This is a genomic window from Pantoea sp. Cy-639 (assembly GCF_011752525.1).
Lineage (GTDB): Bacteria > Pseudomonadota > Gammaproteobacteria > Pseudomonadales > Pseudomonadaceae > Aquipseudomonas.
This window is the reverse complement of record NZ_VWXI01000003.1, coordinates 367,267-393,289: the sequence shown is the minus strand read 5'-3', so window position 1 is coordinate 393,289 and position 26,023 is coordinate 367,267. Positions and strand designations below refer to the sequence as shown.

Here is a 26,023-nt window from a genome sequence, read left to right as displayed (position 1 = left end):
CTCAGGCCTCCCTTTCTTGTCGCGGCGGGATCAGTCGAACAGACCGAAGGTCATGTAGCTGAACCAGGAGCGGTCCTTCTCGGCTTCTTTCGGGCCTTCCGGCAGGATCGGATCGCCATTCTCGTCCTTGGGCAGCAGCTCCTTCGGCATTTCCGAGCGGGCATCCTGGAACTGCTTGACCACGTCCTGGTTGGCGCGGGTCTCGCCTGGCGGCAGCGGTGCCGAGGAGTCGATCAGGCCCAGGGTGACCTTGGACAGCCAGGAGCGGTTGCCGTTTTCATCCTGCTTGACGACGAACTGGCCGTCGACCAGGCTCGGGTGGTCCGGGTAGTTGAGCTTGAGGGTCTCGAGGCTGGTGGCGGCCAGTTCGTCCAGATGCATGTGCTGGTACGACTCGACCATTACCGCCAGGCCGTCGCCGACCGACGGGGTTTCCTGGAAGTTCTCCACCACGTAGCGACCACGGTTGGCAGCAGCCACGTAGGCCTCGCGGCTCAGGTAGTAGTTGGCCACGTGGATTTCATAGGAGGCCAGCAGGTTGCGCAGGTAGATCATGCGCTGCTTGGCGTCCGGGGCGTAGCGGCTGTTGGGGAAGCGGCTGGTCAGCTGGGCGAACTCGTTGTACGAGTCGCGGGCGGCGCCCGGGTCGCGCTTGGTCATGTCCAGCGGCAGGAAGCGCGCCAGCAGGCCACGGTCCTGGTCGAACGAGGTCAGGCCCTTGAGGTAGTAGGCATAGTCGACGTTCGGGTGCTGCGGGTGCAGGCGAATGAAGCGTTCGGCGGCCGACTTGGCGGCTTCCGGCTCGGCATTCTTGTAGTTGGCGTAGATCAGCTCGAGCTGGGCCTGGTCGGCGTAGCGGCCGAACGGGTAGCGCGATTCCAGGGCCTTGAGCTTGTTCACGGCACTGGTATAGCTGGAGTTGTCCAGGTCGGCCTGAGCCTGCTGGTACAGCTCAGCCTCGCTGAGGTTCTCGTCAATGACTTCCTTGTTAGAGGAACAGGCCGCGGTGAGCCCGAGGATGGCGATCAGCAGCAGGTGTTTCACTTGCATGGCGGCTTGCGTCCCTTTAGACGGCCGCTGTCTTGGGCGGTGCCGTCCTGTTATGATGAGCGCCCCCGGCCAACCCCGGGGCAAAAGAAGCCGTATTTAACCACAAGCGCGCAGCCGAAACCAAAGGCTGAACGCCCGTCGATTCGAGCATGTCCGAGATCATTCAACTTAGCGCAGAGGTCCCGTCCGAACTGGGCGGCCAACGCCTCGACCAGGTCGCCGCCCAATTGTTCGGCGAGTACTCGCGTTCGCGCCTGTCCTCGTGGATCAAGGAAGGCCGCCTGACCGTCGATGGCGCGGTGCTGCGACCGCGCGACACCGTCCACAGCGGCTCCATCCTGGCCCTCGAGGCCGAACAGGAGGCCCAGGGCGAATGGGTGGCTCAGGACATCGAGCTGGACATCGTCTACGAGGACGACCAGATCCTGGTGATCAACAAGCCGGCCGGGCTGGTGGTCCACCCGGCGGCCGGTCACCCCGACGGTACCCTGCTCAATGCCCTGCTGCACCATGTTCCAGACATCGTCAACGTCCCGCGTGCCGGCATCGTGCACCGTCTGGACAAGGACACCACCGGCCTGATGGTGGTGGCCAAGACCCTGCAGGCGCAAACCAACCTCGTCGACCAGTTGCAGAGACGTTCGGTCAGCCGTATCTACGAGTGCATCGTGGTCGGCGTGGTGATCGCCGGTGGCAAGATCGACGCGCCGATCGGCCGTCACGGCGGCGAGCGCCAGCGCATGGCCGTCACCGACGGTGGCAAGCCGGCGGTCAGCCACTACCGAGTGCTCAAGCGCTTCCGTTCGCACACCCATGTGCGGGTCAAGCTGGAGACCGGTCGCACCCACCAGATCCGCGTGCACATGGCGCATGTCGGTTATCCACTGGTCGGCGACCAGACCTACGGCGTGCGCTTTCGCATTCCGCCGGCCGCCAGCGTGGCCATGGTCGAGGCGGTGAAGCACTTCCCGCGCCAGGCCCTGCATGCCCGCTTCCTGGCGCTGGACCACCCGACCACAGGCGAGCGCATGGAATGGAAGTCGGACTTGCCGGATGACTTCCAGTGGCTGCTGTCGCTGCTCGACCAGGACCGCGAGAGTTTCATCGGATGAATGGCCTGACGCAGTCGCTGATCATCCCCGACTGGCCGGCCCCGGCCTCGGTTCGCGCCTGCGTCACCACCCGCGAGGGCGGTATCAGCCTGCCGCCTTACGCCTCCTTCAATCTTGGTGACCATGTGGGCGATGACCCCGCCGCGGTCGCCGAGAATCGCCGCCGCCTGAGCGACGCGTTCGCCATCCAGCCCGCCTGGCTCAAGCAGCTGCATGGGCTGGTGGTGGCGGATGCCAACCCTGCCGTGGTGGCCGAAGCCGATGCCAGCTGGACAGACCAGCCGGGCATCGCCTGCACGGTGATGACCGCCGACTGCCTGCCTGCGCTGTTCTGTGACCGTGCCGGTACCCGCGTGGCTGCCGCGCATGCCGGCTGGCGCGGGCTGGCCGGAGGCGTGCTGGAGGCCACCCTGGACCGCCTGGCCGTGCCGCCCGAAGAGGTGCTGGTGTGGTTGGGCCCGGCTATCGGGCCGCAGGCCTTCGAAGTCGGCCTGGAAGTGCGCGATGCCTTCACTGCCGTTCATCCCGAGGCCGCAGCGGCCTTCGTCGATGGCGAGCGCCCGGGCAAGCTGATGGCCGATATCTACCAGCTGGCGCGGATTCGCCTGGCGGCGTTCGGGGTGACTGCCGTCCATGGCGGTGGTTTGTGCACGGTCAACGATTCGCGCTTCTTTTCCTATCGCCGTACCCCGCAGGGCGGGCGCTTCGCTTCGTTGGTCTGGCTGCAGCCGCGCTGAACCCGCCCGCTCCCACGCCATGAGCCCTGGGTCACTCAAATCAGCGCGCGCTGACTTCTGTCAACCCCGCTACGCTTGAATCTTCCAGAATCACCCTTATCTATTGGTCATCTCAGGCAGGTTCTTCATTACAGGTGCTGTCCATCGCTCCGCCTGCCCTTTATAGGAAGGTATCCCCATGCGAATAGACCGACTGACCAGCAAGCTGCAACTCGCGTTATCCGATTCCCAATCCCTGGCCGTGGGCATGGACCATCCGGCCATCGAGCCCCTGCACCTGCTGCAGGCGCTGATCGACCAGCAGGGCGGCTCGATCAAGCCGCTGCTGATGCAGGTCGGCTTCGACATCAACAGCCTGCGCAAGGCGTTGACCAAGGAGCTCGACCAACTACCGAAGATCCAGAACCCCACCGGCGACGTGAACATGTCCCAGGACCTGGCGCGTCTGCTCAACCAGGCCGATCGCCTGGCCCAGCAGAAGGGCGACCAGTTCATCTCCAGCGAGCTGGTGCTGCTCGCTGCCATGGACGAACACAGCAAGGTCGGCAAGCTGCTGCTTGGCCAGGGCGTGAGCAAGAAGGCCCTGGAAAACGCCATCAACAACCTGCGCGGCGGCGCGGCGGTGAACGACGCCAATGCCGAGGAATCGCGCCAGGCCCTGGACAAGTACACCGTCGACCTGACCAAGCGCGCCGAGGAAGGCAAGCTCGACCCGGTGATCGGCCGTGACGACGAGATCCGCCGCACCGTGCAGGTGCTGCAGCGCCGTACCAAGAACAACCCGGTGCTGATCGGCGAGCCCGGTGTCGGCAAGACCGCCATTGCCGAAGGCCTGGCCCAGCGCATCATCAACGGCGAAGTCCCCGACGGCCTCAAGGGCAAGCGCCTGCTGGCCCTGGACATGGGCGCGCTGATCGCTGGCGCCAAGTACCGCGGCGAGTTCGAGGAGCGCCTCAAGGCGTTGCTCAACGAACTGTCCAAGCAGGAAGGCCAGATCATCCTGTTCATCGACGAGCTGCATACCATGGTCGGCGCCGGCAAGGGCGAGGGCGCCATGGACGCCGGCAACATGCTCAAGCCGGCCCTGGCCCGTGGCGAGCTGCACTGCGTTGGTGCCACCACGCTCAACGAGTACCGCCAGTTCATCGAGAAGGACGCCGCCCTCGAGCGTCGTTTCCAGAAGGTGCTGGTGGAAGAGCCGAGCGAGGAGGACACCATCGCCATCCTGCGTGGCCTGAAGGAGCGCTATGAAGTGCACCACAAGGTGGCCATCACCGACGGTGCGATCATTGCCGCAGCCAAACTCAGCCACCGCTACATTACCGATCGTCAGTTGCCGGACAAGGCCATCGACCTGATCGACGAGGCCGCCAGCCGCATCCGCATGGAGATCGACTCCAAGCCGGAGGTGCTCGACCGTCTTGACCGCCGCCTGATCCAGCTGAAGGTGGAATCCCAGGCGCTGAAGAAAGAAGAAGACGAAGCGGCGAAGAAACGCCTGGAGAAACTGACCGAGGAAATCGAGCGACTGGAGCGCGAGTACTCCGACCTCGAGGAAATCTGGGCCTCCGAGAAAGCCGAAGTGCAGGGCTCGGCGCAGATCCAGCAGAAGATCGAGCAAGCGCGCCAGGAGCTGGAAGCCGCCCGTCGCAAAGGCGATCTCAGCCGCATGGCCGAGCTGCAGTACGGGGTGATCCCGGACCTGGAGCGCAGCCTGCAGATGGTCGACCAGCACGGCAAGACCGAGAACCAGTTGCTGCGCAACAAGGTGACCGAGGAAGAGATCGCCGAAGTGGTGTCGAAGTGGACCGGCATCCCGGTGGCCAAGATGCTCGAAGGCGAGCGCGAGAAGCTGCTGAAGATGGAGTCGCTGCTGCATGAGCGGGTGATCGGCCAGAACGAGGCGGTGACCGCCGTGGCCAACGCCGTGCGCCGTTCCCGTGCCGGGTTGTCCGACCCGAACCGTCCAAGTGGCTCGTTCCTGTTCCTCGGCCCGACCGGCGTGGGCAAGACCGAGCTGTGCAAGGCGCTGGCCGAGTTCCTGTTCGACACCGAAGAGGCCATGGTGCGCATCGACATGTCCGAGTTCATGGAGAAACACTCCGTGGCGCGGTTGATCGGTGCACCGCCAGGCTACGTCGGCTACGAGGAGGGTGGCTACCTGACCGAGGCGGTGCGTCGCAAACCGTATTCGGTGGTGCTGCTCGACGAGGTGGAGAAGGCCCACCCGGATGTGTTCAACGTGTTGCTGCAGGTGCTCGAGGATGGCCGTCTGACCGATAGCCACGGGCGTACGGTGGACTTTCGCAACACCGTGATCGTGATGACCTCCAACCTGGGCTCGGCGCAGATCCAGGAGCTGGCCGGTGATCGCGAGGCACAACGTGCGGCAGTGATGGATGCGGTGGGTGCACACTTCCGTCCGGAGTTCATCAACCGGATCGACGAAGTGGTGGTGTTCGAGCCGTTGGGCCGTGAGCAGATCGCTGGCATCACCGAGATCCAGCTTGGCCGCCTGCGCAGCCGTCTGGCCGAGCGCGAGCTGTCGCTGAGCCTGAGTCCGGAGGCGCTCGACAAGCTGATCGCCGTCGGTTACGACCCGGTGTATGGCGCACGTCCACTGAAGCGGGCGATCCAGCGCTGGATCGAGAACCCGCTGGCGCAACTGATCCTGAGCGGTCAGTTCCTGCCTGGCACGGCGATCACCGCGCAGGTGGAGGGCGACGAGATCGTCTTCGCCTGATCACGGTAGCCAATGAAGAGTCCCGCGCAAGCGGGGCTCTTTTTTATGGCCGGGCCATCGCCAGCGCGAGGCAAGGGCGCGTTCACAAGATATGACGCTCGGCCCTCGCATGGGCTTATGGGGGCGCGCTAGCCTGGGTACAGGCAGCGCAACCCCCTGATTTTTCGGGCCCGGATCTAACTTGCTGAAAATTTTGAAAAAAGTGCTTGCACAAAAATCGAAGTGCCCCTAATATTCGCCCCGCTGTCAGGCACTGAGCAGATCGCCAGCAACACCGACGATCTGAAAACAACTTACAAATCAGTAAGTTGAATGAAAAAAAGTGGTTGACAAGCAAAACGAAGAATGTAGAATAGCCGGCCTCAGCAGCGACAACGCGAAAGCGAAGAAGCTAAAGAGTACGAAGCTAACACAGGCTTCGAAGCTGTAAAGATGTACCGAAGTTCAGTTCCGCGATAGCTCAGTCGGTAGAGCAAATGACTGTTAATCATTGGGTCCCTGGTTCGAGTCCAGGTCGCGGAGCCAATCTCGGGGTGTAGCGCAGTCCGGTAGCGCGCCTGCTTTGGGAGCAGGATGTCAGGAGTTCGAATCCCCTCACCCCGACCATTTTCCGGGTCGTTAGCTCAGTTGGTAGAGCAGTTGGCTTTTAACCAATTGGTCGTAGGTTCGAATCCTACACGACCCACCATGTAAAAAGGGCATCTCGAATGAGATGCCCTTTTTCTTTTGCACACAATAAATCACAGACCCTTCCTCGTGCCCTTGTTAGCCTATGGCTTTTGTCACAAGGAGCATCCCGCCATGGCTCTCAAGGCCAGCGTATTCATCGCCACCAGCCTGGATGGCTACATCGCCCGCGAAGACGGTGGCCTCGACTGGCTGCTGGGCGCTACCCAATCCACCGACGACCATGGCTACGCCGGGTTCATGGCCAGCGTCGACACGCTGGTGATGGGGCGTGGCACTTTCGACAAGGTCATGACATTCGGTGAGTGGCCGTATCCGAACATTCGTGTGGTGGTGGTCAGCACCAGTCTCCAGCAGTTGCCTGAGGGCACGCCGGAGGGCGTCGAACTGCACCCGGGGCCGATCCCGGCGCTGCTCGAGCACTTACAGGAAACGGAGGCCAGGAGCCTGTACCTGGATGGTGGCAAGCTGATCCAGGGGTTCTTGCGGGAGGGGTTGGTGGACGAGTTGACCATTACCCGCATTCCCGTGCTGCTGGGGCAGGGGATAGCGTTGTTCGGCGGGTTGGCGAAGGATGTGCTGTTGCAGCACATGAGGACGACCAGCTACGAGAGCGGGTTTGTGCAGAGCACGTATCGCGTGCTCAGGTGAGTGGCGGGGCCGCTCCTGTAGAGAAACGCAATCTCCTGCAGGAGCGGCCTTGGGTCGCGAAAGGGCTGCATGGCAGCCCCAGGATCTTGAAGCCTCAGTGCAGCTTCAGGCGCGGCTCGGTACCCCGGCCGATCTTGCTGCCGATCATCAGCATCAAGGTGCGGAAGGCCCCGTACAGTGCCATCTGGTGCATGCGGTACAGCGACACGTAGAACATCCGCGCCAGCCAGCCTTCCAGCTTCACGCTGCCCATCAGGTTACCCATCAGGTTGCCCACCGCCGAGAAGCGCGACAGCGATACCAGCGAGCCGTAGTCCTTGTACGCGTAGGTCGGCAGCGGCTTGTTCTCGAGGCGCGCCTTCAGGCTCTTGGCCAGCAACGAGGCTTGCTGGTGCGCGGCCTGGGCCCGTGGTGGCACGTTGCGGTCGCTGCCCGGCTGCGGGCAGGCGGCGCAGTCGCCGAAGGCGAAGATGTTGTCGTCGCGGGTGGTCTGCAGGGTCGGGCGCACCACCAGCTGGTTGATGCGGTTGGTCTCCAGGCCGTCGATATCCTTGAGGAAGCCCGGTGCGCGAATGCCCGCCGCCCACACCTTCAGGCTGGCCTGGATCACTTCGCCCGAGGCGGTCTTCAGGCCATCGGCGGTCACTTCGCTGACCGCGGCGTTGGTCATCACCGTCACCCCGAGTTTTTCCAGAGTCTTGTGCACCGGCACGCTGATGCGCTCCGGTAGCGCCGGCAGCACCCGCGGGCCGGCTTCGATGATGGTGATGTGCATGTCTTTGGGCTGGATCTTGTCCAGGCCGTAGGCCGCCAGCTCGTGGGCGGCGTTGTGCAGCTCGGCCGCCAGCTCGACACCGGTGGCGCCGGCGCCGACGATGGCCACGCTGATCTGCTCGCTGGCCACGTCGCCGGCGTGGGCACGCAGGTAGTGGTTGAGCAGTTGCTGGTGGAAGCGCTCGGCTTGCTTGCGGCTGTCGAGGAACAGGCAGTGCTGGGCCGCGCCTAGGGTGCCGAAGTCGTTGGTGTTGCTGCCCACTGCGATCACCAGGGTGTCGTAGCCCAGGGTGCGCGCAGGCAGCAGCTCGTGGCCGTCGTCGTCGAGGGTCGCGGCCAGCTGGATCAGCTTGTGTTCACGGTCCAGGCCGCTCATGCGGCCCATCTGGAAGTTGAAGTGGTTCCACTTGGCCTGGGCCACGTAGTTCAGCTCGTCTTCCGAGGAGTTCAGCGAGCCGGCAGCCACTTCGTGCAGCAGTGGTTTCCAGATGTGGGTCAGGTTGGCATCAACCAGGGTGATCTCGGCCTGTTTGCGCTTGCCTAGGGTCTTGCCCAGGCGGGTCGCCAGTTCCAGGCCGCCGGCGCCGCCGCCGACAATCACGATGCGATGAGTCATGGGGATATCTCACAAGTTTTACGGAATTCGTGGACACAAGGTCCGGCCTTAGTGCTGAAGGGCGGGCGAGCGCAAGGCAGCTCATAGCACCAACCGACTCAGCAGACGGCTCAACAGGCCCAGACCAACGGTCACCGCGACCACCAGGAACAGGAGCAGCCAAGGCCGGAAGGGCCTGCGCTCGACTCGATGCTGGGGGGCGCTCAGGTACTCATCGACACGACGCTGATCTTCGGGATTCAGGCGGCTGGTCATGGTGGGCCTCGTCAGATAGACGTTTGTGGCTGCGTGTACGCCACAGCATTCACGCAAACGCGTGGACCGAATGATAATGCTTTCTATCCCTGGCGCCGAGTGTACGTGATCGCAAAGATCCTCGGCACTGGATCAAAGACTGATACCTACGTCGAACACGATGCTGCGCCCCAGGTTGCCGCGCAGGAAGTCCGGCGCGTCGGGGTGGGCGAACAGCACCCGGGCGAAAGTCGGGCCGACCAGCGACAGCGAGCGCCAACCCTGGCGCAGGTATTCGGTGGGCGGCGGGAAATGGCTGTTGAGGTCGAGCACTTCGCGCTTGAGGCTGGCGAAGGCGATGATGTCCAGCTCGCCCAGGTCCAGTCCGCGCTCGCGGTAGTTATGCGCCTTCTTGCGCAGGGTCGGCGCCAGGCGCCCGACCAGTTCCTGGGCGCTGATCCGGCGTGGGCGTACTTCGCGGCGCACCAGCTGGCTCAGCGAGAAGGCGCTGCGCCGGCGTTGCAGCTCCTCGCGCCATTCGTCGTTCAGGCGCCGGCCCTCGTCGAGCACGAAGAACACCTCGAATGCGGCATCGCGGAACAGTACGTCCGGCGGCTCCTGCCCGGCAGGGGTGAAGTCCTCGCCGCGGTAGGGAATGTTCAGCCCCTGCAGCAGGCGCTGGCAGACCCAACGCTCGCGTTCCCATTTGCGCGCATTGGACAGAAAGGCATTGGCTTGTTCGGCCTGGATGGTGAGCAGGCGCAAGTAGTCGGAGTCATCCATGGCAACAAGCTTAGCCGCATTCGTTGACGGTATTGCGATAGTCGTCGCTCAGGCCAGCCGGTCCCACATCTGGATCACGCCGACCAGGTGCACCAGGCCGTAGCCCAGGCAGATGATCGAGCTGACCACGATGAAGCGGTTGCTGCGCCCGGTGCCGACCAGCAGGAAGGCGCCTATGGTGCCGCGAACCAGGTACACCAGGGTGATGGCGATCAGCCCCAGGCGCAGCAGCGGCAGTGGCTCGATCATGCCGGCGCCGGACAGCGCGTAGGCCGCCCAGACGAACAGCACCGCCGCGATCCCCAGGGTCACCAGCGCCGGGAACCAGCGCCCCTGTTCCGCCGCCGTGGCGAAGCGCTCGCCGGCGCCGAAGAAGCGGTACCAGCGCGCGCCGCCGGCGATGATGCCAAGGTGCAGCGCGGCGGCCACCGCGCTGAGGAGGGCGGCCAGAACCAAGGCCGAGTTGTAGTGTTCCATGCGCTCGTTGCTCCCTGCGTCGAGTGATTGTCCTGGCCACAGCGTAGACCAGTGTGTTCAGTCCACCGCCTCGGCTTCGCGCAGCAGGTGGCTGAGCTTGTTCGGGCGCTGGCTCCAGGTAGCATGCTCGGGCAGCGGGTCGATGCGCTGCAGCAGCACTGGCCATGTCTGTGCCAGCTCGGCGTTGAGGGCGATGAAGTGGCGCTCGCTGTCGGGCAGTTCGTGCTCCGAGCTGATCGCCGCCTCCGGGCACTCGGGCACGCACAGCGCGCAGTCCACGCATTCCGCAGGGTTGATGACGATGAAGTTGGGGCCGAGGTGGAAGGCATCGGCCGGGCAGATGTCGACACAGTTGGTGTGCCGGCACTGGATGCAGTTGTCGGTGACGACGTAGGTCATGGTGGGCTCCAGGCTGCGGGGAGAGACGATCAGGCAGTCATGCCGCCGTCGATGACGAAGGTCTGGCCGGTGATGTAGCCCGCCTCGGGGGAGAGCAGGAAGCTGGCCAGGGCGGCGACTTCCTCGGGCTGGCCGAAGCGCTTGAGCGGCACCTGGTCGAGCACCGACTTGCGCACCGGTTCGGCGATCTGCTCGACCATCTCGGTGGCGATGAAGCCCGGGGCGATGGCATTGACCGTCAGCTTGAAGCGCGCCAGCTCCACCGCCATGGTCCGGGCCATGCCGAGCATTGCCGCCTTGGTCGCGGTGTAGGCCAGCTGGCCCTTGTTGCCCTTGAAGCCGCTGACCGACGACATCAACAGCACGCGGCCCTGGCGCTCGGCGGCCATGGCCTGGCTCAGGCAGGTGCTGAAGTACACCGCGGCGTCGAGGTTGCTGGCGATCACGTCGCGGTAGCGCGCCTGGTCGAAGTTGAACATCAGCTGATCGCCGGTGATGCCCATGTTGTTGATCAGCGCGTAGGGCGCGCCGAAGGCTTCCAGCAGGTGTTCGCAGGTGCCGCGCACCGCCTCGGCGTCGCGCCCGTCACAGGCGAAGCCGCGGGCCCAGCCGCCCTGCTCGGCGACTTCGCGCTCCAGTTGCGCGGCGCTGTCGCGTGCCGAATGGTAGGTGAAGGCGACGCGATAGCCGTCACGGGCCAGGCGCTGCACCAGGGCCTTGCCGATGCCGCGGCTGCCGCCGGTGACCAGTACCCAGGCGTTGTCTTGGGGCGATTTGCTGTCCATGTCAGTCATCCATGCAGGGCCCGGGCACGGTGTTCGGCGCGGGCGAAGAAGTCGAGGAGGGTATCGATGTAGCGCTGGCGCTGGCGGCGATGGCCGTCCAGGTGCCGGCACTCGGCGAACGGGTAGAGCCGCAGCCCCGGGCAGCGGCGGAGCAGGCGCTGCACATTGGCTGCGGCGATGTAGGGGTCGCTCTCGCCGTACAGGTAGGCCAGCGGCAAGTCGCCGGCCTGCGCCAGCGCTTCGCCGATTGGCGCGCTGCCGGTGGCGTCGGCCCAACGGCTGCGGCTCAGCCAGCCCATTACCGGGCGCAGCGGCCCGCGCCGGAAGAAATCACGTACCGACAGCGGCACGCTGTCCAGCGCCACCGAGGTGAAACCATGCTCGCCCCGGCCCAGGGCGTGGGCCAGGTGATAGCCGCCGAACGAGCAGCCCAGCAGGTGCAGGGGCAGCCCCGGCGACTCGGCAGCCAACTGGCGGGCGACGGCGAGGATGTCGTCGGCGAAGCTCGGCCCGCCCAGGGTGCTGCGGCCAAAGCCCTTGAAGTTGAACAGCGCCACGTCGTAGCCCTGCTGCTGCAGCGCCAGTGGCAATTGGTGATGCAGGAAGTAGTGCATGCCGTCCTTGAGAAACGGATGACACAGCAGCACCACGCCCCGTGGCGGGCGCACATGGCTGGGCAGCAGCAGGCCTTCCAGGCGGCTGCCGTCGGCCGGCTGCACCTGGAAGGCGCGGGCACCGGCCGGCAGCGGCTGGGCATGTCCCTGCACGCGACCGAACATCACCCGCATGAACAGCCGTGCCGCCAAGTGCCGGCGACTCATGCCGCCACCCACTGGCCGGCCTTCATCTCGGCATAGCCGAATGCCGCTTCGTAGCTCGGCCCGGCCACCCAGGCGCTGAGGAAATGCACGCCGGCCAGCGGGAAACCGTGGTGGAACACATGGCCGCTGAGGTCGGTGCCGACCATCGCGCCATAACCGGAGCCTGCGGTGTTGTTGGTGAAGCGCACGTAGGTGTGCGGCGTCGCCACCTCGGTGTGCAGCACATGGCCGCGCAAGCCCGGCACCGCCGTCAGCAGACGCTCCACCAGGACCTCGGCGGCGCGCTGCTTCTTCGCCCGGTACTCCGGGGTGCGCCGCTGCGGCCACTGGTCGATGGCGTCGAGCACGTTCAGGCACACCACCCGGCCGCCTTCGGGGTCGAGCAGGTGATAGTTGGTCACTTCCATCGGCGACAGCTGCCAGTAGGCCTGCTCGCTCAGCGCGTGCGGATGCCCGGCCAGCGCCGCGGCGTCGCGTGCCGGGCCGGCGCTGGCCGGTGCGTCGGCGAACAGCATCGATTCGCTGTGCGCCAGGCCCAGCGATTCCGGCGCCTGGTCCAGCACCAGGTACACCGTGGTGGTCGAGCGTGCCGGCTTGAGGTTGGCCAGCTTCTGGCGCACCGGCGCCAGGGGCGTGTCGGCTGCGAACAGATGCTCCACGGCATAGTGCGGCGAGGCATTGATGTACACCCGCGGCGCGAGGAACTCGCCGCGCGAGGTCGCCACGCCGCGCACCTTGCCCTGGCCGTCGTCGAGCACCTTCTCCACCCGGGTGCTCAGCAGCACCTGGCCGCCGCCCTGCTCGATGCGTTGTACCAGTTGCGCCGACAACTGCTCGGAAGCGCCGCGCACGTAGGCATTGCCACGGTTGAGGGTGGCGTACACCACGTGCAGGTAGTACAGGTAGCCCAGGTCCTCGGGGTAGCCGCCGACATAGATGCCGGGCGCGGCGAGGATCTCGATCAGCAGCGGGTCGCTGAACAGCTCCGCCAGGCCCTCGCGCACGGTCTTGTGCTTGAGGTGGCGGTGGGCGTAGCGCAGTTGGGCGATGTCCGGCTCGAAGCTGCCGTCGAGCATCTGGAACTGGTAGTAGCCATTGCGCCCGAAGGTCGCCACCTGCTCGAAGAACTGCGCGATGCCCTCGGCCTGGCCGGGAAACCGGGCCAGCAACTGTTGCTGCACCTGGTCGACGTCGTTGGCCAGGGCCAGCGCCTCGTCGCCCCGGTAGGCGCAGAAGTAGTCGTGCGGGTAGACCAGCTCCAGGCTCTGGTCCAGCCCCAGCTGGCGCAGGATGCGGATCAGGTTGCCGCCTTCCTGCATGCCGCTGAGCTTGTGCAGGCTGCAGTCGAAGGTGGCGTCCTGGCGCGGCCGGCGGAACACCGAGGCGTAGCCGCCGGCGACGATGTGCTTGTCGATCAGCAGCAGGCGCAGCCCCGGCTGGCGCTGCGCGAGCATGGCCGCGCAGGCCAGGCTGGTGATCCCCGCGCCGACGAAGATCGCATCCCAGGCCTGTCCGGTCATGCCACCAGCCCCAGCTTGTCGATCCAGGCGTACAGCTCGGCGAAGCGCTGCTGGTTGATCTGGCGGTTGTGCTCCGAGCGCCACACCGTTTCGATGGCGTCGCGGTCGTCCGGCCCGATGGGGAAGGCGAACGAGGTGTGCAACGGCATTTCGGGGTTGTAGGTGAACATGTCGATCAGCTTCGGGATCACCTGGCGGCTCATCTGTCGGACCTGCGCGATCTGCTCGGGGCTGCCGTTCTCGAAGAAGGTCTCGCTGATCCAGCGGCCGAAGGCGATGTGCCGGGCCTCGTCATAGTGGTGCTCGCGGAACAGCGCGCGGGTCATCGGCTCGACGTCCGGGCCCTGGGAAGTGTGCATGGCGCTGAGCTCGGCCACCCACTCCACCAGCAAGGTGAACAGGATGCCCACCGGCGGATCCATCGGCGGCAGGGTCTTGCTCAGCAGGTCGTGCAGGCCCACCGGCGGCTGCCACAGCTTGAGCCCGGCCTTGGCCATGAAGCGCTTGAAGGTCAGGGTATGGACGATCTCCTCCTTGGAGAAGATGCTCAGGTACTCCTGCACTTCCGGGGCGATGCGGTCGTGGAAGCGGTTGATGTAGCCCATGTACAGCGGCGGCAGGGTCTGCTCGAGGAAGATGAACATGGAGATGTCGCGGGCGGTCTCCAGCCAGGCCACCTCCAGTTTCTGCTCTTCGCTGAGCTGGTCGTAGTAGCGAGTGCCCTTGATCCACAGATGCTCCGGGTCCTTGGGCCACAGGCGCTTGTCGATCTCCTGGTCCCAGGGCAGCACGGTGGCGTGGTCCATGGTCTTGTGGTGCGAGACCTCGTTGAGCTTGCGGACCTTGGCCGACAGGCGCTCGGACAGGGGCAGTACGGGGGAGGTTTGCATGGGAATGTTCCTTGTCTGCTCAGGCGGCGGTGCGGCCCGGTCAGGCCGGGACCGCCTCGCTCTTCAGTTGCAGCACGTAGTCGCACAGGGCCTGCAGGGTCGGGATGCGGCCGCCCTCGAAGGCATTGGGGTTGAGCGACACGGCGAATTTCTTCTTGATCACCACCTGCATCTCGACGAAGTCCAGGCTGTCGAGCTCCAGCGCCTCGAGGGTGGTGGCCAGGGTCACGTCGCTCTCGTCGACGTCCTTGACGTCGAGGATGAGGTTGCGGACCACGTCGAATACTTCGTTTACCTGAGTCATTGCACAGCTCCTTGTGGGGTTTGCAGGTTCTTCACCATCAGCCCGAGGGTGATGGTCATGAGGTGGCGGCCGGCGAGGCGGACGCCGAGGTCGAGGGTGCCGACCGCCTGGTCGGGGCTTTCGATCAGTTCGATGTTGTCGATCTGGTAGGCGACATCGCCATGCAGCGCGTCCTGGGTGCGCAGCGACGGGCAGCAGGCGACCTGGTGGCTGGTCTGCACCACCAGCAGGTGGCTGGCCAGTTCCTCCAGGCTGCCGAGGGTCTGCGGCTGGCGCAGGTCCGGGGCCAGGCGGGCGAACACCGTGTTCACCTGATGGCGGACGAAGTCGCCGAACACCAGGGCGTCCAGCGCCACCCAGTCGTCGCAGTCGCGGCCCAGGCTCTGGCGGAACTGGCCGAGCCAGTCGGCCACGCTGGCGGCGGCGATGTGCTGCTGGCTGGCGCTGGACTGCCAGGCGCCGGTGTCCACCGCTTGGGCGTTGCCTTGCAGGTGCAGCGTCTGGTCATCGGCCTGGCGCAGCTTGAACTGGGTCAGCGCGCCCTTGTCGGTGGTTTCCAGGCGCACCTGGGCGTCACGCACCACCGGGCTCTTGAGCAGGGCGCGAAACTGCAGCCACTGGCCGGCGCCGGGGGCGGCCAGACGTCCCAGGTGTTGCTTGATCGGCAGCAGCACCAGCATGCCGTGGGCCACCACGTCGGGCGCGGCCATGCGTCGTGCGGCTTCGCGGTCGAAATGGATCGGGTTGCGATCACCCGACAGACTGGCCCAGTGCTCGATGTCGGCGGCGCCGAAACTCAGTTGCATGTCAGGCCACCTTGCGGATCATCACGCCGGCGTTGGCGCCGCCGAAGCCGAAGCTGAGGTTCATCACGTTGTTCAGCTGCTGGCCGAACAGGTGCTGGTTGGGCGTGTAGTTCAGGTCGCAGGCCGGGTCGGCCTCGTCCATGTGCAGGGTCGCCGGAATGGTGCCGCTGGCCATGGCCTTGAGGCAGAACACCGCCTCCAGCGAACCGGCGGCGCCGATCAGGTGGCCGGTGTAGGACTTGGTGCTGGACATCGGGATGGCGTAGGCCGCATCGCCCAGGGCGATCTTCAGCGCATTGGTCTCGTTGATGTCGTTGAGCGGGGTGGAGGTGCCGTGCAGGTTGACGTAGTCGATCTGCTGCGCGCTGACCTGGGCCTGGCGGCAGATCTCGCGGATCACCTCGACCCGGGCCTGCATGTCGTCGGCCGGCGCGGTCATGTCGTAGGCGTCGGAGTAGTTGGCGTAGCCGGTGATCTCGCCGAGGATCGTCGCGCCGCGCGCCTTGGCGCTCTCGTAGTCTTCCAGGCACAGCACTGCCGCGCCCTCGGACAGCACGAAGCCGCTGCGACCCTTGCTGAACGGGCAGCAGGCCTTGCGGGTGTCGTCCTGTTCCTTGCTCAGCGCCTGCATCACATCGATCGACCAGACGTTGAACTGTTCTTTGAGCGACTCGCTGCCGCCAGCCAGCATCAACTTGGCGCGGCCGTGGCGGATTGCCTCGTAGGCCTCGCCGATGGCGATGGTGCCGGTGGCGCAGGCTGCCACGGGGCTGTTCTGCACGCCGCGGAAGTTCCAGTTCATGGTGATGCCGGCGGTGGCGGCGTTGCACATCGACATCACCGTGGCGAACGAGGTCGCCAGGCCGTTGTCGCGGTACTCGTTGTTGTTGTCGTTGGCGGTGTCCAGGCCGCCCCAGCCGGTGCCGAGGATCACCCCGCGCTGGAATGGCGCGTAGTGGTCGTCGAGGTTGGCATCGCCGAAGGCCATCTGCAGCGCCTCGTGGGAGGCGACCAGGCTGTACTTGGCGAACAGCGGCAGCATCTTCGAGATCTTTTTCGAGAACGGGCGCATCGCCTCGCGGCTGAGCTCGTCGACGAAACCGAAGAAGCGCGCGTTGATGCTCGGGTCGTCGAAGTCGTATTTCCGGTAGCCGACCTGGTAATCCATGATGCCGTCCCAGATCGCCTGGGCATTCTGGCCGAGCGAGCAGAGGGCGCCATATCCGGTAATCGCCACGCGACGGGGCGCGGCTGAATCGTTGAAGTTCATCGATGCGGTCTCGTTGTCGAAGAAGTGAGTTGATAACTTCGATAACAAGTTGAAGATATTCGGCGAGGCAAACAACTGTCCCAAGGTACAGTTCGGGATAACTGGTTGTGGGCGTTGTTGATTTTTTTTATGACGACGTTATTCTCGCTGCCCACCCGACGGCATACGGAAACTGCCGTTAATATCGAGTGCTCAGGGAAGAGAAGTGTAATGATCAGGATGACATTCACTCATTTGACACGTTCGACATTGTCAGCGGCGCAATTGAATGAGCTGCTCGCGGTACGCAAACGGGTATTTGCCGACCGGCTCAACTGGGAAGTGTCGGTGCACGGCGATCTGGAGTGCGACGAGTACGACCATCCCGCCACCGGCTACCTGCTGGGCTATTGCCTGGGACGCCTGGTGGCCGGGTTGCGCCTGCTGGAAACCACTGGCCCGTACATGCTCGAAGGGCCGTTTCGCAGCTTCTTCCAACGGCCTGCGCCGAAGGCCTGGGGGCTGCTCGAGTCGAGTCGGTTCTTCGTCGACAAGACCGCCCTGGCCGAGCTGGGGCTGAGCCGGCTGCCGCTGACCAGCATGCTGCTGGCCGCTCTGCACCGGCACGTCCAGGGCCTTGGCCGCGAGGCGGTGGTGACGGTGGTCAGCCGCGCCATGACCCGCATCGTGTGGCGCGCCGGCTGGCATTACCAGGTGCTGGAGATCGGCCTGGCCGGGCCGGGCGAGCCAGTATGGTTGCTCGACATGCCCGTGACCCCGGCCAACCTGGAGCAGCTCGAACAGACCATCGAGCAGGGATGTGCCGGGCTGGCGATCGATATCCGCTGGCCAACGCCAGCCATGCAAATGACACAGTTGATGACGGCCTGATACTTGTACGGATTGTCCGTGAGACAAAATTGGTTCAACTACCGTTTGTCGATAATACCGATGTTGCGGATGGCTGGCTCAACACAATTATAAAAATGTAATTTACCTGGATGACACTCGGGCAGGTATCGCTCTCCTGTACGCTCGTACTAACTTGCGTACGACTTTCGCCTAATGGCGAAGTGTCATGAAGTTCATCAGGGAAGATAATCAGAGGTATACCGTGAATATGCGTTCTGGACACTTGTCGTCGCGTTCTGGACATCGAGGCGCAGGCGCCATTCGACTTAAACTGGCGTTTGAAAGATTGTTGCGCCGCTCTGGCGTGGACACTTACGCCTATTTCGTCACCGACAAGCGCCGCCCGGTGGAACCGTTCATCCTGTCGAACTATCCACAACCCTGGCTGGACGCCTACCGCGAGGGCAGCTATCACCTGATCGACCCGGTGATCCGCCACGGCCTGGGCAGCAACGCACCGTTCTCCTGGCGCCAGGCGCAGGAGCGCAGCGACGACAGCGAGCGCCTGTTCGAGCTGGCCAGTCACTACCGGCTGCACGCGGGCGCGACCTTTACCCTGCACGACGCCCAGGGCCGCTTCGCCGCCCTGAGCGTCTGCAACCCCACTGGCGAGCGCAGCTTCGACCGCCACCTGATGGAGCGCGCCGCGCACTTGCAGATGGCCTTGATCGGTTTTCACGAACGTATCCTCGCCAGCCGCTGGCTCAACGAATGGTGGGGGGCGACGGCCGATTGCCAGTTGTCAAAGCGTGAGCTGGGCGTCTTGTACTGGGTCAGCATGGGCAAGGCCTACCGCGAGATCGCCCAGCTGTGCACCATTTCCGAACGCACGGTGAAGTTCCACATGGCCAACATCGTCGACAAGCTTGGCGTCGACAACGCCAAGCAGGCGGTCTACGAAGCCAAGCGCCAGGGGTTGTGCGTGTAGACTGGAGCGTGTCTGCTTCAGGAGTACAGTGATGATTGGCGCGCAGGTGCTGTCCACTACCACCCTGGCCCTAGGCTGGCTCGGCTATGTGCCGTTGCTGCTGTGGGCCGCGAGCCGTACCCGCTGGGTCGAGCTGTTCGCCGATAGCCGCCGTCAGCACCTGCTGTTCGGCACGGTGTTCGGGCTGTTCGCCCTGTGGCTGGTGCGCCGCGACTTCGACACCGGAGTGTCCTATCACTTCATCGGCATGACCGCCGTGACCCTGCTGCTGGACTGGCCGCTGGCGATCCTCGGCGGTTTTCTCGCCCAGCTCGGCCTGCTCTTGCTTGGGCGCCAGGACCTCGCCGCCCTCGGCGTCAACGGCCTGCTGATCGTCGGCCTGCCGGTGCTGGTCACCGAGGTGTGCGCGATTCTGGTCGAGCGCGCGCAGCCGCGAAACCTGTTCGTCTATATCTTCTGCTCGGGGTTCTTTCCCGCCGCGCTGAGCGTGCTGGTGTGCCTGTCGGCCGGGCTCGGGCTACTGTGGATGGACGAGCGCTTCGCCCTGCCGGAGTGGCTGAGCGACTTCGTCGGCTACCTGTGGCTGATGATGTTCCCCGAGGCGTTCATCAACGGCACGGTGATCAGTGCGCTGGTGGTGTTCTGCCCGGAGTGGCTGGAGACGTTCAACCGCACCCGCTACCTGCAGGCGCCGTGGAAGGATGAGGAGCGCTGAAACCCGGGGCGGGACGGCGCTGGTGGGAGGAGTCCGCTGGGAGTGGGTATGTGGGAGCGCGCTCCCACAAGGCTGTTCGTGCAGGGCTTAGTGCCGCGGCTCCAGGTCCCCCGAGTACAGCTCGTCCTCGGACTCGCTCGAACCCGCGATCTTGTGTTCCTCGGCCGCCCAGGCGCCCAGGTCGATCAGCTTGCAGCGGTCGGAACAGAATGGTCGGAACGGGCTCTGTTCGCTCCATTCCACAGGTGCCCCGCAGGTCGGGCATTCAACGCTCAGTGGCTGGCTCATGGCTGGCCTCCTCGTAAAGTCAGGTAAAAGTGGTGCAGGCGGTCGATCTCGGCGTGCAGCGACGCCAGGTCGCGATCATTGACCACCACGTCATCGGCATGGCGCAGACGTTCTTCCCGGGCCAGCTGGGCCCTGAGGATCGCCTGCACCTGTTCCGGGCTGGTGTTGTCGCGCGACAAGGTGCGCGCCACCTGCAAGTCGGTCGGCGCGTCGATCACCAGGATGCGCTGGATCTTCTGGTGCTGTCCCGACTCGATCAGCAAGGGCGAGACATACACCGCATAGGGCGTCTCGGCCTTGGCCAGGTAGCTGAAGATCTCCTGGCCGATCAGCGGGTGCAGCAACTGTTCCAGCCACTGGCGTTGTGCCGGGTCGGCGAAGATCAACTGGCGCAGGGCCGCGCGGTCGAGCTGGCCATCGTCCTGCAGCACGCCGGGGCCGAAGCGCTCGACGATGCGGGCCAGGGCAGGGCGGCCGGGCTCGACCACCCAGCGCGCCGCCTGGTCGGCATCGACCAGGTGCACGCCCAACTCGACGAAACGCTCGGCGGCGGCGCTCTTGCCGCTGCCGATGCCGCCGGTCAGGCCAAGGATCCAGGGAGTGAAGGGCGCTGTGCTCATCAGGTTCCAAGCAATTGCAGGTAGGAGGCGACTATTTCATCACCCCAGAGCAATGCGATCCACCCCGCAATGGCCAGATAAGGACCAAAAGACAAGGCAGCGCCCATCTGCGCACGTTTCAGGCGCACCAAGGCCAGCCCCACCAGCGCGCCCACCAGGGAGGCCAGCATCAAGGTCAGCGGCAGGATCTGCCAGCCGCCCCAGGCGCCGAGCATGGCCAGCAGCTTGAAGTCGCCGAAGCCCATGCCCTCCTTGCCGGTGACCAGCTTGAACGCCCAGTACACCGACCACAGGCTCAGGTAGCCCGCCACCGCGCCCCACAATGCATCGCTCAGCGGCACCAGCAGCCCGAAGGCATTGACGATCAGCCCCAGCCACAACAGCGGCAGCACCAGCACATCCGGCAGCAACTGGTGCTCGGCGTCGATCAGGCTCAGGGCCAGCAGGCCCCAGGTCAGCAGCATCACCGCCAGGGCCTCGATCCCCGGGCCGAAGTGCCAGGCCACCAGCCACGACAGCAGCGCGCAGGCCAGCTCCACCAGCGGATAGCGCGGGCTGATCCGCGCCTTGCACCCCGAACAGCGTCCGCGCAGCGCCAGGTAGCTCAGCAGCGGGATGTTCTCCCAGGCGCGGATCGGCTGCTGGCAGTGCGGGCAGCGCGACGCCGGCAGGCACAAATCGAAGCGCGTGTGCTCGTCCTGCGCCAGCCCCAGCAGCGCCTGTGCTTCGCGCTGCCACTGGCGCTCGAGCATGATCGGCAGGCGGTACGCCAGCACATTGAGGAAACTGCCCACCAGCAGCCCCAGCAGCGCGGCCAGGGCGAGAAAGAACGGCGGGTGATCGACGATTACGGTCCAGGCATTCATGTTCAGATCAGGCTACCCAACTGGAAGATCGGCAAGTACATCGCCACCACCAGGCCCCCTACCAGCAGCCCGAGGATCAGCACGATGGCCGGCTCGAGCAGTGTGGTCAACTGCTCCAGCGCCTGGCCGACCTGCTCTTCGTAATGCTGCGCGGCCTTGTCCAGCATCCGGTCGAGGGTACCGCTCGACTCGCCGACCGCCACCAGCTGGCGCAGCAGCGGCGGAAACAGCCGCTCGGCCTCCATCGCCTGCTGCAGGCCGAGGCCCTGCGCCACCCCCTCGCGCAGACGCAGGATCGCCCGCTCGTGCAGGCAGTCACCACTGACCGGCGCCACCGTGCCCAGCGCATCGAGCAACGCCACCCCCGCGGCATACGACGTCGCCAGGCTGCGTGCGAATCGCGCCAGTGCCGCTTGCCCGAGCAGAGTGCCGATCACCGGGGCACGCAGCACGACCCCCACTATCCACAGTCGCGACGGTAGATGCTGTGCATAGAGGGCCCGCCCGGCAAACCCCAGCGCAGTGATCGACAGCACCAGCCACATCAGGTGATTGCCCAGCCCTGTGGATAAATCGATCACCCATTGCGTGAAGGCCGGCAACGCCTTGTCGAAACTGGCGAACAGCTCCTGGAAGCGCGGCACCACCTCAAGCAGCAGCAACGCCGCCACGCCGAGCCCGGTCAGCAGCAACAACGCCGGATACAGCATCGCCTTGCGCACCTTCTGCCGCAGTGCCCGGCGTTTCTCCAGCATCCCGGCCATCTGCTCCAGTTGCCGGTCCAGCGTCCCCGAGTGCTCACCCACCCGTACCAGGTTGCAGTACAGCGCATCGAACCACGCCGGATGACGCTGCAACGCTTCCGCCAACCCCAGCCCCGACGCCACATCCTGCTTCAACTGCGCCAGCAACCCGGCCATGGCGCTGTCCGCCGTGCTGCGCGCCATCACCTCGAACGCCTGCAACAGCGGCACCCCTGCCATCAGCAAGGTCGCCAGCTGCCGACTGAACCCCGGCGCATTCACCTTGCCCGCCCGCCGCGGCCAGCGCCAACCGAGCCCACCCGCCGGCCGTACCCGCGTGGCGCGAATCCCCTGGTGCTGTAGCCAGGCCCGTACGAACGCCGGGCTGCGCCCATTGTGCTGGCCACGCTGGGAGGTGCCGGCGGCATCGACGCCTTCCCAGGAGTAGAGACGGGTGGAAGGTTGCATGGCGAGCGTCCTTTGCGAAGTGGCGACAAGCCCGGTAACAGCTTGCCGGGCCCACGGCCAGGCGGGTTTGCCTGAGGCTCACTAGAGTAGTCCAGCGAACATGACGCCCCGCCGTGCAGGGGTGACAAAAGGTGTCGGTTCAGGCCTACTGCGCCCCTGCCGGCAGGGCGCTCCCGCGCCCGCCGCGCCTCCACGTATCACGAAGGAAGACCGTTCATGAAAGGGCAACGAGGTATTACCCTGATCGAACTGATGATCGTCGTCGCGATCATCGGCATCCTGGCGACCGTCGCCATCCCCATGTACACCAACCACCAGGCCCGGGCCAAGGCTGCCGCCGCGCTGCTGGAGATTTCCGCGCTGAAGACCGCGATGGACGTGCGCCTGAACGAAGGCAAGGACGTGCCCGACGTCGCCAGCCTCGGCGGCCAGCCCAGCACCGCGCATTGCGCGATCACCGCCAGTGGCAAGGCTGCCGACGGGACCGCCAGCATCGCCTGTACCCTGGCCGATGCACCGGCCAATGTGCTGGGCAAGACGCTGACCCTGGCCCGGACCCAGGCCGGTTGGCGTTGCGTGACCACGGTAGAGGAAGACCTCGCGCCGAATGGTTGCACGGCGCAATGAAAGTGAGGTGAAACAGGGGTTTGCGTAACCGACACGGCAGTGGTACGTTGCGCAACACGCCGGTGTAGCTCAGTCGGTAGAGCAGCGCACTCGTAACGCGAAGGTCGCAGGTTCGATTCCTGTCTCCGGCACCAGAGACCAGTTTCCAGAAGTCTATGACTGTCTACGAAACACCCCGCAAAGCCCGCCTAGCGCGGGCTTTGTTGTTTCTGTCTGTCTCGTTTTGTCTCTGGGCATCTACGCGATTTAGGGGGATCTCGGTTCGACAAGGAAACGTATCCCTGAATTGCCAGCGGTTTCGTAGACATATTCGGAAGGCTGTTTCTGGCCGAGTCTTGCCTTTGGCTACATGCTGCTTTGGGGTGAAAGTAGTCGGCTGCGACTGTCCGCTTACGGCCCAAAGCGGGCGTTCACCATGACAACGTTCGCGCCTGTCAGATCGAGCGCCGCCCGCGCGGCGCATCGCGAGCTGCGCTCGCTCCCACATCTGTTTCGGGCCAATTATTCCTGTGAGATTTGCGCGCGAACGCTTTGGTGCATGACTCGATATTGCGTCGTACCAACAAGGCGGTCGCGCGCGACTGTCACAGGCGTTACTGGCCCGAAACAAATGTGGGAGCGAGCGCAGCTCGCGATGCGCCGCGCGGGCGGCGCTCGATCTCATAGGCGCTGAAAACTTCACGGCGATCACACCCGAACACAGCACTAACCCAAGACATGGATCGTCCGCTTCGGGCCGAAAGCTGCCTGCCGCTAACACGGCCACTTCCGATTAGGCTTACACCTGCGCGGTAGGCAGTTTCCGGCAGCCTCCATTGCCTTTTCTCAACCGCCCTGAGCTTGCATTAGCAGTCACCAAGGAATAAATTCCCTCCGTCGCCGAAGCATCGGCGACGCGACCTTGGCCGGTCGGAATCGAAAGGCGCAACAGCGCCCAGTCTTCATCGCAGGCGCTTTTTTTGTGCCCGCGATGTCGCGTCATGGCGGTGGTGCGCGGGACACCTTCGGGTGTGCCGGGCCCCTTTCGTCCCGGTCGGCCAACCCGCGTACTGCTGCCACCTAAACTTGCTTGGCCGCGAGCGGTGGCAGTTCCACAACGAAAGGAACTCATGCATGACCACCAAGATCCTGAGGATCCTCGCATCCGCTCTCCGCCGCCCAACCCCCGCGGCCACTCCGTCCCTAACCTTCTATCCGATCGACAGCCACTCCCTCGCCACCCGCGCCAACCGGGAGGTGCCCCATGTCTGACCATGAACGCATGTCTTCCATCCAGAGCTACGTCTGGACCCTGGAACTGCTCGGCGAAGCCCTGGTCTAGCACGACGAGGTGCTGGAATGCGAGCACAACCCGCAATTGAGCTTTCGCAACACGGCGGGCATTCACCAGGCGATCCGGATCATCAGCCGCTTGGCCAGCGAGCAGTTCAGCAAGCTGGAGACGATGAAAGAAGAGGGTGTTTCTGCAGGCTGATACTGCGCATCATCGGGGCCGCCTTGCGGCCCTATTGCGCGAAAGTACCCAGTCGCAACACGTCGTCCACCTTGTGTTGCCGGCCCTTCAGGCGAATATTTCAGAAATGACGATTCGCCTCATTGGGGATAAATCCTGACTGGCGAACGCGCTCGTCACGCCCGCACCATCGGAATCGGCCTACCAGAACCACCCACCCCGCGACAGTTCCTGCTCGCAACTCCGATACTGCGCCCCGAACACCGAGGCTCGCGACTGGACCTTCTGCGACACGTTCTTCAGCCACGGCTTGGCGTCGTAGCTGCGGTTGCGGTAGCCGCCCCAGCCTTCGTGGTAATTCAGGTACTGGCCATAGGCGTCCCACTTGGACACGCCGTTGACCTGCTGGCTCTTCTGTATGTACCAGCCCATGAAGTCGAGGGCGTCGGCGAAGTTGTCGCGGCTGGCGCCCCAGCCGCCGGCTTCGCGCTTGTAGTCGGCCCAGGTCTCGTCCTTGGCCTGGGCGTAGCCGTAGGCGCTGCTGACCCGGCCCCAGGGGATGAAGCCGAGGAAGTAGTAGCGCGGCGGCAGGGCGTCGTGCTTGAACGAAGACTCCTGGTACATCATCGCCATTGGCACCTGCACCGGCGCGCCCCAGCGCGCCTGCATCTTCAACGCGGCTTCGTGCCATTTCGGCTTCTCACGGAAGATCTCGCAGAGGTTGTCGGGGTTGCCGGGGGGCTTGGTGGCACAGCCGGCAAGCGCCAGGAGCAGGGCCGGCATCGAGAGCCGAAGCATGACGGGGTTTCCTTGTGCTGACATCGGGAGCGCAGGTCGTTGGCGCGTTATACAGGCTTTCGGGACGCATATGAATCAGTGGCCGGCTGCTCACTCCTGAGCTGCGGGCAGGATGACAGTCCCCGGATGATCGGATCATCGACCAATTGCCCTGCCTCCTTCTCCTGCGTTCGAAAGCGCCCTGAACCATGGCATCATGCGCGCCCCAACATCCCCCCGCATGGAATCGCAGCGCGCATGAAATGGCACTTCTCCCTGGCCGTCACCCTGTCCCTGGCCTTGGCCGCGACCTCTGCCCATGCCGGAGACCATGCCATCGCCGGCGCGGGCTCGATCGCCTGCGCGCAGTTCATGAAGGCCGAGCAGTCCCAGGACAAGATCACCACCCTGGCCGTCGTCACCTGGCTCCAGGGCTTCCTCAGCGGGGTCAACATGCAGCGCAACCTTGATCTGAAAATCCCGCTGCAAGTCTTGCCTTCGGGTGCGCAGATCAAGGCGTTCACCGTGCAGTACTGTACCGATCACCCCGACAAAAGCGTGTTCGAGTCCGCCATGTGGCTGTCGCTGCAGAAGCAGCCGGCCAGTCGTTGAACTCCGACTCGGCATTCAGCTGGCGTGTTGTGTGCTTGCCTTTCAGCGCTGTTTTCAATTGGTCGCTCGTAAGACTGCGAGAGATATCTCTTGCTGCGGTGCAAGATTTTTCTTGAGTGTGCGGAGTGCGCCGTGGTGCAAGGTGGCATTCGGTTCGTGATGTGTTCTTACGCAAACCAGGAAAAGGTTCCATTCGACGCTTTAATTCTCCGTTTGTTGTGTGTTGAGTTTTCTACAATCGTTTTCGAGATTTTCTTACATTGCGCTTCAGTACTGTTGTTTCGCTGAAAGTTCGGTGCGTTGACGTCTGTTGCTTGTGCAATCTTAAATGTTGACGCGGACATGTTCAGTTCGCATCAACTAAGGAGGTTGTTTG

General features: G+C 64.6%; 28 protein-coding genes and 4 tRNA genes. 14 read left to right on the top strand and 18 right to left on the bottom strand.

Translation table 11 applies throughout. The features are described 5' to 3' along the window. Positions 1–30 precede the first annotated feature (30 nt). Positions 31–1,050 carry an outer membrane protein assembly factor BamD gene (locus F3J43_RS06215; RefSeq protein ID WP_166883932.1) on the bottom strand — a complete coding sequence of 340 codons (1,020 nt, stop codon included), beginning with the start codon at positions 1,048–1,050 and terminating at the stop codon, positions 31–33. 149 nt (positions 1,051–1,199) lie between these two features. On the opposite strand from F3J43_RS06215, the gene rluD reads away from it, so the two are divergent. From rluD to F3J43_RS06180, 7 genes are all read left to right on the top strand, one after another. Next, positions 1,200–2,162 (top strand): 23S rRNA pseudouridine(1911/1915/1917) synthase RluD, encoded by a 963-nt coding sequence (gene rluD, locus F3J43_RS06210; RefSeq protein WP_166883931.1) that lies wholly within the window; start codon positions 1,200–1,202, stop codon positions 2,160–2,162. Beyond that, positions 2,159–2,899 (top strand): peptidoglycan editing factor PgeF, encoded by a 741-nt coding sequence (pgeF, locus tag F3J43_RS06205; protein WP_166883930.1) that lies wholly within the window; start codon positions 2,159–2,161, stop codon positions 2,897–2,899. The genes rluD and pgeF overlap by 4 nt, the downstream gene beginning before the upstream one ends. A 178-nt stretch (positions 2,900–3,077) precedes the next feature. Then, positions 3,078–5,642, top strand: a complete 2,565-nt coding sequence (clpB, locus tag F3J43_RS06200; RefSeq protein ID WP_166883929.1) for an ATP-dependent chaperone ClpB — start codon at positions 3,078–3,080, stop codon at positions 5,640–5,642. A 449-nt stretch (positions 5,643–6,091) separates the two neighbouring features. Then, positions 6,092–6,167, top strand: a tRNA-Asn gene (locus F3J43_RS06195). 4 nt (positions 6,168–6,171) lie between these two features. Further along, positions 6,172–6,248, top strand: a tRNA-Pro gene (locus F3J43_RS06190). A 6-nt stretch (positions 6,249–6,254) separates the two neighbouring features. Continuing rightward, positions 6,255–6,330: transfer RNA gene (locus tag F3J43_RS06185), tRNA-Lys, on the top strand. 113 nt (positions 6,331–6,443) lie between these two features. Continuing rightward, the gene (locus tag F3J43_RS06180) at positions 6,444–6,980 is read left to right on the top strand and encodes a dihydrofolate reductase family protein (RefSeq protein ID WP_166883928.1); all 537 of its coding nucleotides are present in this window, start codon (positions 6,444–6,446) and stop codon (positions 6,978–6,980) included. 94 nt (positions 6,981–7,074) lie between these two features. On the opposite strand, the gene F3J43_RS06175 is transcribed toward F3J43_RS06180, so the two are convergent. The 12 genes from F3J43_RS06175 to F3J43_RS06120 all read right to left on the bottom strand — a co-directional run bounded on the left by F3J43_RS06175 (position 7,075) and on the right by F3J43_RS06120 (position 16,659). Then, a complete protein-coding gene (locus F3J43_RS06175; protein WP_166883927.1) occupies positions 7,075–8,370 on the bottom strand; it encodes an NAD(P)/FAD-dependent oxidoreductase in 1,296 nt (431 codons plus the stop codon). An 81-nt stretch (positions 8,371–8,451) separates the two neighbouring features. Further along, complete coding sequence (locus tag F3J43_RS06170; protein ID WP_166883926.1) at positions 8,452–8,625, bottom strand: DUF3094 family protein; 174 nt, start codon at positions 8,623–8,625, stop codon at positions 8,452–8,454. Positions 8,626–8,757: 132 nt separating this feature from the next. After that, positions 8,758–9,387 (bottom strand): DUF1780 domain-containing protein, encoded by a 630-nt coding sequence (locus F3J43_RS06165; protein ID WP_166883925.1) that lies wholly within the window; start codon positions 9,385–9,387, stop codon positions 8,758–8,760. Positions 9,388–9,435: 48 nt separating this feature from the next. Further along, a complete protein-coding gene (locus F3J43_RS06160; RefSeq protein WP_166883924.1) occupies positions 9,436–9,864 on the bottom strand; it encodes a hypothetical protein in 429 nt (142 codons plus the stop codon). Positions 9,865–9,921: 57 nt separating this feature from the next. Further along, positions 9,922–10,263 (bottom strand): ferredoxin FdxA, encoded by a 342-nt coding sequence (gene fdxA, locus F3J43_RS06155; protein WP_166883923.1) that lies wholly within the window; start codon positions 10,261–10,263, stop codon positions 9,922–9,924. A gap of 29 nt (positions 10,264–10,292) precedes the next feature. Next, positions 10,293–11,048: a 3-oxoacyl-ACP reductase FabG gene (fabG, locus tag F3J43_RS06150; RefSeq protein ID WP_166883922.1), complete on the bottom strand. Its 756-nt coding sequence runs from the start codon at positions 11,046–11,048 to the stop codon at positions 10,293–10,295. Positions 11,049–11,053: 5 nt separating this feature from the next. Continuing rightward, positions 11,054–11,869, bottom strand: a complete 816-nt coding sequence (locus F3J43_RS06145; RefSeq protein WP_166883921.1) for an alpha/beta hydrolase — start codon at positions 11,867–11,869, stop codon at positions 11,054–11,056. After that, complete coding sequence (locus F3J43_RS06140; RefSeq protein WP_166883920.1) at positions 11,866–13,389, bottom strand: phytoene desaturase family protein; 1,524 nt, start codon at positions 13,387–13,389, stop codon at positions 11,866–11,868. Before F3J43_RS06140 ends, F3J43_RS06145 begins: the two co-directional genes overlap by 4 nt. Then, positions 13,386–14,279: a diiron oxygenase gene (locus F3J43_RS06135; protein WP_205297661.1), complete on the bottom strand. Its 894-nt coding sequence runs from the start codon at positions 14,277–14,279 to the stop codon at positions 13,386–13,388. Before F3J43_RS06135 ends, F3J43_RS06140 begins: the two co-directional genes overlap by 4 nt. 40 nt (positions 14,280–14,319) lie before the next feature. Next, positions 14,320–14,583: an acyl carrier protein gene (locus F3J43_RS06130; RefSeq protein ID WP_166883919.1), complete on the bottom strand. Its 264-nt coding sequence runs from the start codon at positions 14,581–14,583 to the stop codon at positions 14,320–14,322. Then, complete coding sequence (locus F3J43_RS06125) at positions 14,580–15,389, bottom strand: MaoC family dehydratase (RefSeq protein WP_166883918.1); 810 nt, start codon at positions 15,387–15,389, stop codon at positions 14,580–14,582. Before F3J43_RS06125 ends, F3J43_RS06130 begins: the two co-directional genes overlap by 4 nt. A gap of 1 nt (position 15,390) precedes the next feature. Then, positions 15,391–16,659, bottom strand: coding sequence for a beta-ketoacyl-[acyl-carrier-protein] synthase family protein (locus F3J43_RS06120; RefSeq protein WP_166883917.1), 1,269 nt, complete (start codon positions 16,657–16,659; stop codon positions 15,391–15,393). Between the two features lie 129 nt (positions 16,660–16,788). On the opposite strand from F3J43_RS06120, the gene F3J43_RS06115 reads away from it, so the two are divergent. From F3J43_RS06115 to F3J43_RS06105, 3 genes are all read left to right on the top strand, one after another. Beyond that, positions 16,789–17,529: an acyl-homoserine-lactone synthase gene (locus F3J43_RS06115; RefSeq protein ID WP_353618206.1), complete on the top strand. Its 741-nt coding sequence runs from the start codon at positions 16,789–16,791 to the stop codon at positions 17,527–17,529. Between the two features lie 187 nt (positions 17,530–17,716). Continuing rightward, on the top strand, positions 17,717–18,478 hold the full coding sequence (locus F3J43_RS06110; protein WP_353618202.1) for a helix-turn-helix transcriptional regulator: 762 nt from the start codon (positions 17,717–17,719) through the stop codon (positions 18,476–18,478). Positions 18,479–18,509: 31 nt separating this feature from the next. Continuing rightward, on the top strand, positions 18,510–19,193 hold the full coding sequence (locus tag F3J43_RS06105; RefSeq protein ID WP_166883914.1) for an energy-coupling factor ABC transporter permease: 684 nt from the start codon (positions 18,510–18,512) through the stop codon (positions 19,191–19,193). Between the two features lie 87 nt (positions 19,194–19,280). Here the strand turns inward: F3J43_RS06105 and yacG are convergent, their stop codons facing one another. Genes yacG through F3J43_RS06085 form a run of 4 tightly spaced genes read right to left on the bottom strand, consistent with a single transcriptional unit; the run spans position 19,281 to position 22,178 of the window. Further along, complete coding sequence (gene yacG, locus F3J43_RS06100; protein ID WP_166883913.1) at positions 19,281–19,481, bottom strand: DNA gyrase inhibitor YacG; 201 nt, start codon at positions 19,479–19,481, stop codon at positions 19,281–19,283. After that, on the bottom strand, positions 19,478–20,101 hold the full coding sequence (coaE, locus tag F3J43_RS06095; protein ID WP_166883912.1) for a dephospho-CoA kinase: 624 nt from the start codon (positions 20,099–20,101) through the stop codon (positions 19,478–19,480). The genes yacG and coaE overlap by 4 nt, the downstream gene beginning before the upstream one ends. Then, entirely contained in the window at positions 20,101–20,967 is an 867-nt protein-coding gene (locus F3J43_RS06090) for a prepilin peptidase (protein ID WP_166883911.1), read from the bottom strand. Before F3J43_RS06090 ends, coaE begins: the two co-directional genes overlap by 1 nt. Before the next feature lie 2 nt (positions 20,968–20,969). Next, positions 20,970–22,178 carry a type II secretion system F family protein gene (locus F3J43_RS06085; protein ID WP_166883910.1) on the bottom strand — a complete coding sequence of 403 codons (1,209 nt, stop codon included), beginning with the start codon at positions 22,176–22,178 and terminating at the stop codon, positions 20,970–20,972. A 216-nt stretch (positions 22,179–22,394) separates the two neighbouring features. On the opposite strand from F3J43_RS06085, the gene F3J43_RS06080 reads away from it, so the two are divergent. The 3 genes from F3J43_RS06080 to F3J43_RS06070 all read left to right on the top strand — a co-directional run bounded on the left by F3J43_RS06080 (position 22,395) and on the right by F3J43_RS06070 (position 24,056). Then, positions 22,395–22,805, top strand: coding sequence for a pilin (locus F3J43_RS06080; RefSeq protein ID WP_166883909.1), 411 nt, complete (start codon positions 22,395–22,397; stop codon positions 22,803–22,805). Positions 22,806–22,863: 58 nt separating this feature from the next. Next, positions 22,864–22,939, top strand: a tRNA-Thr gene (locus F3J43_RS06075). A 979-nt stretch (positions 22,940–23,918) separates the two neighbouring features. Beyond that, positions 23,919–24,056, top strand: a complete 138-nt coding sequence (locus tag F3J43_RS06070) for a hypothetical protein (protein WP_166883908.1) — start codon at positions 23,919–23,921, stop codon at positions 24,054–24,056. A 403-nt stretch (positions 24,057–24,459) separates the two neighbouring features. Here F3J43_RS06070 and F3J43_RS06060 read toward each other — a convergent pair whose 3' ends face one another. Beyond that, complete coding sequence (locus F3J43_RS06060) at positions 24,460–25,056, bottom strand: transglycosylase SLT domain-containing protein (protein WP_166883907.1); 597 nt, start codon at positions 25,054–25,056, stop codon at positions 24,460–24,462. Positions 25,057–25,293: 237 nt separating this feature from the next. Between F3J43_RS06060 and F3J43_RS06055 the strand changes: the two genes are divergently transcribed. Beyond that, positions 25,294–25,647: an HdeA/HdeB family chaperone gene (locus F3J43_RS06055; protein ID WP_166883906.1), complete on the top strand. Its 354-nt coding sequence runs from the start codon at positions 25,294–25,296 to the stop codon at positions 25,645–25,647. The last annotated feature ends 376 nt before the right edge of the window (positions 25,648–26,023 follow it).

Bases quoted from the DNA above. Each gene is read 5' to 3' on its own strand.
- F3J43_RS06215 (WP_166883932.1), bottom strand. From the start codon at position 1,050: ATGCAAGTGAAACACCTGCTGCTGATCGCCATCCTCGGGCTCACCGCG.
- rluD (WP_166883931.1), top strand. From the start codon at position 1,200: ATGTCCGAGATCATTCAACTTAGCGCAGAGGTCCCGTCCGAACTGGGC.
- pgeF (WP_166883930.1), top strand. From the start codon at position 2,159: ATGAATGGCCTGACGCAGTCGCTGATCATCCCCGACTGGCCGGCCCCG.
- clpB (WP_166883929.1), top strand. From the start codon at position 3,078: ATGCGAATAGACCGACTGACCAGCAAGCTGCAACTCGCGTTATCCGAT.
- F3J43_RS06180 (WP_166883928.1), top strand. From the start codon at position 6,444: ATGGCTCTCAAGGCCAGCGTATTCATCGCCACCAGCCTGGATGGCTAC.
- F3J43_RS06175 (WP_166883927.1), bottom strand. From the start codon at position 8,370: ATGACTCATCGCATCGTGATTGTCGGCGGCGGCGCCGGCGGCCTGGAA.
- F3J43_RS06170 (WP_166883926.1), bottom strand. From the start codon at position 8,625: ATGACCAGCCGCCTGAATCCCGAAGATCAGCGTCGTGTCGATGAGTAC.
- F3J43_RS06165 (WP_166883925.1), bottom strand. From the start codon at position 9,387: ATGGATGACTCCGACTACTTGCGCCTGCTCACCATCCAGGCCGAACAA.
- F3J43_RS06160 (WP_166883924.1), bottom strand. From the start codon at position 9,864: ATGGAACACTACAACTCGGCCTTGGTTCTGGCCGCCCTCCTCAGCGCG.
- fdxA (WP_166883923.1), bottom strand. From the start codon at position 10,263: ATGACCTACGTCGTCACCGACAACTGCATCCAGTGCCGGCACACCAAC.
- fabG (WP_166883922.1), bottom strand. From the start codon at position 11,048: ATGGACAGCAAATCGCCCCAAGACAACGCCTGGGTACTGGTCACCGGC.
- F3J43_RS06145 (WP_166883921.1), bottom strand. From the start codon at position 11,869: ATGAGTCGCCGGCACTTGGCGGCACGGCTGTTCATGCGGGTGATGTTC.
- F3J43_RS06140 (WP_166883920.1), bottom strand. From the start codon at position 13,389: ATGACCGGACAGGCCTGGGATGCGATCTTCGTCGGCGCGGGGATCACC.
- F3J43_RS06135 (WP_205297661.1), bottom strand. From the start codon at position 14,279: ATGCAAACCTCCCCCGTACTGCCCCTGTCCGAGCGCCTGTCGGCCAAG.
- F3J43_RS06130 (WP_166883919.1), bottom strand. From the start codon at position 14,583: ATGACTCAGGTAAACGAAGTATTCGACGTGGTCCGCAACCTCATCCTC.
- F3J43_RS06125 (WP_166883918.1), bottom strand. From the start codon at position 15,389: ATGCAACTGAGTTTCGGCGCCGCCGACATCGAGCACTGGGCCAGTCTG.
- F3J43_RS06120 (WP_166883917.1), bottom strand. From the start codon at position 16,659: ATGAACTTCAACGATTCAGCCGCGCCCCGTCGCGTGGCGATTACCGGA.
- F3J43_RS06115 (WP_353618206.1), top strand. From the start codon at position 16,789: ATGACGACGTTATTCTCGCTGCCCACCCGACGGCATACGGAAACTGCC.
- F3J43_RS06110 (WP_353618202.1), top strand. From the start codon at position 17,717: ATGAAGTTCATCAGGGAAGATAATCAGAGGTATACCGTGAATATGCGT.
- F3J43_RS06105 (WP_166883914.1), top strand. From the start codon at position 18,510: ATGATTGGCGCGCAGGTGCTGTCCACTACCACCCTGGCCCTAGGCTGG.
- yacG (WP_166883913.1), bottom strand. From the start codon at position 19,481: ATGAGCCAGCCACTGAGCGTTGAATGCCCGACCTGCGGGGCACCTGTG.
- coaE (WP_166883912.1), bottom strand. From the start codon at position 20,101: ATGAGCACAGCGCCCTTCACTCCCTGGATCCTTGGCCTGACCGGCGGC.
- F3J43_RS06090 (WP_166883911.1), bottom strand. From the start codon at position 20,967: ATGAATGCCTGGACCGTAATCGTCGATCACCCGCCGTTCTTTCTCGCC.
- F3J43_RS06085 (WP_166883910.1), bottom strand. From the start codon at position 22,178: ATGCAACCTTCCACCCGTCTCTACTCCTGGGAAGGCGTCGATGCCGCC.
- F3J43_RS06080 (WP_166883909.1), top strand. From the start codon at position 22,395: ATGAAAGGGCAACGAGGTATTACCCTGATCGAACTGATGATCGTCGTC.
- F3J43_RS06070 (WP_166883908.1), top strand. From the start codon at position 23,919: ATGACCACCAAGATCCTGAGGATCCTCGCATCCGCTCTCCGCCGCCCA.
- F3J43_RS06060 (WP_166883907.1), bottom strand. From the start codon at position 25,056: ATGCTTCGGCTCTCGATGCCGGCCCTGCTCCTGGCGCTTGCCGGCTGT.
- F3J43_RS06055 (WP_166883906.1), top strand. From the start codon at position 25,294: ATGAAATGGCACTTCTCCCTGGCCGTCACCCTGTCCCTGGCCTTGGCC.